This window comes from Oleiphilus sp. HI0080, from assembly GCF_001635135.1.
In genome coordinates, this window is sequence record NZ_LWFU01000669.1 from 1 (window position 1) to 2,148 (window position 2,148).

General features: G+C 50.0%; 2 protein-coding genes. Both read left to right on the forward strand.

The window, feature by feature from the left end; genetic code table 11:
- Positions 1-104: 104 nt before the first annotated feature.
- Entirely contained in the window at positions 105-1,253 is a 1,149-nt protein-coding gene (locus A3751_RS14505) for an NADPH:quinone oxidoreductase family protein (protein WP_082863279.1), read from the forward strand.
- A gap of 5 nt (positions 1,254-1,258) precedes the next feature.
- Positions 1,259-1,957, forward strand: coding sequence for a YceI family protein (locus tag A3751_RS14510; protein WP_068457368.1), 699 nt, complete (start codon positions 1,259-1,261; stop codon positions 1,955-1,957).
- Positions 1,958-2,148: the final 191 nt, after the last annotated feature.

The following is a 2,148-nucleotide window of genomic DNA, read 5'->3' on the forward strand; positions in this document are numbered from 1 at the left end:
GCTAGTATTTATAGACAAAACGCGCGACTATTTGCGCTGTCGAGTCGGCGTTTTTGAGGCGCATAATGACTCAAGAGTCGACACCTAATAACACCGAATAAAATATGGGGTCCGTCTTGTCTGCTGATGATCATCTAAGACAAAAACCACAGTGCGTGCGTGTTGCGGCATTTGCCGAATCGCCTACCGAAGGCATCGAAAAATCGGTTGTAATAGAGTCTCAGTGTGTGCCTGAACCGGCCTGTCTGAACACTCAAGATGTGTTGATTGAAGTTCGATCCTCCTCTGTAGGTTGGGTCGACCTTATTATGACAAGCGGACAGTATCAACACATGCCTCCATTACCTTATACGCCCGGGCTGGAATACAGTGGTGTGGTTGCTTGGTGTGGAAGTGATGCTGAGAAAGCCGGCTTGAAGGTAGGTGATCGTGTGTATGTAGACGGTCTGCTCACGGGGCCTCGTTCGCCGGGTGAGTATCAACAGTATGGCGGCTTCGCCAACTTTGCGGTCGCGCCATCGTTAGCGGTTCGAAAAATACCTGAAGGCTTATCGTTTGATCAAGCTTGCAACCTGCTTGGGAGCTATGAGACTGCCTATCATTGCTTGGTCAAGTGCGGAGGCCTTAAAGCTGGAGAAACCGTCCTGATTCACGGCGCGTCGGGAGCAACAGGTCTTGCAGCGGTGCACATTGCAAAATTGCTCGGGGCAACGGTTATTGCGACAGGTCGCTCCGACGAAAAGTTGGCGGTGGTGAAAGAGCAGGGCGCGGACCACATCATCAATTGCCGTTCCGATGACGAGAACGTGAGCGTTCGACGTTTCCGTGATGAGGTAAAAGCACTGACAGGAGGTAACGGCGTTGACGTGGTTTATGATGGCGTCGGTGGCGATATATCGTTAGAAAGTATGCGCTGCGTAAAGTTTGGCGCGCGGTTTTTGATCGTTGGTTGGGCATCAACCCCTTTTGTTGCAAAGGGGAAGGGGCAGCGTGGCGCGCCTAATGCCAACATGCTCCCTACCAATCTCATCATGATGAAAGGGCTGCAAGTGTTGGGGTGCCCAGCTGTCATCTCGACTCAGTTTGATCCAACCATTCGCCCTGAGCGTCTAGCGGCGATTATGTCTTGGGTTGAAGACGGTAAGATAAAACCATATGTCTCTCATCGCTTTGCGTTACACGACGTAAAGCAGGCGCTTCTTGCCAAGTGGCGAGGGGATGTGATTGGCGGTTGTGTTCTTTACATGGATTAATTTCGATGCAACTTAGCGCCAAGAGATTTTTCCTGCAAGCATTGCTGCTCATGGGGTTACCTGTTCCTTTTTCCAGCGCGGACAAACTGATATTGCTCGCTGAGGAGAGTGTACTGCGTTATCAGATTAGTAAGTATGGGACGATGCTCGTAGAGGGTGTTCTCACTGATCCCGTAGGATCGGGTTTAACTGGTGTTGCGCAAATAGAGCGGAACGACGCATTGATTAACATGTCGGGCGAAGTCGTGCTCGAACACGCCAACTTTGATTCACAGCATGTGCGACGTGATGACGAAGTAAAGAAGCTATTTTTAACGCCGATCCATATGCGCGTAGCGAGCCCTCTTTCTTGCCATATCGAATCTGGCGTTTGTCGTGTAAATGCCGATTTGTCGCTAAACAATCAGCGTCAGCGCTATGCGATCGATCTTCGTTTTCGTAAAGATCGCGCACATCTGTTGGTGGACGTTGAGTTTGCCTTTCAGCGTGACCAGTTTGACCTCGTGTTTACCGAAGGTTTTGCAGGAACGCTCGATATGGCAATCGCTCAAGACGTCATTATTCGTGCAGGTCTTCGATTTGCGATAAAAGGCTTGTCGGCGTTGGATGATGTGCCGAATGCGCAGGCCGTTGGTGAAGACGAAAAGCTTCGGCAGCGAGAACCTTCATGGTTAGAACGTTTTGAAAGTTGGATGGGGCGGTGATAATGAGTGATCAAGTGTGATCAAGAGTGATCAGCTGGCTAGCTGAATGTTCATCAGCTCTGCCGTTGGCGCTTGTAAGGTGAACATTAGAGATAACAAAAAACGCGATGGCTGTTGTCAGCGAATCGCGTTCTCGGAGATGCTTTTTAGAAGTCTAAGCCAAGGGGTTAAAGCTAAGGGCTTATACCAAA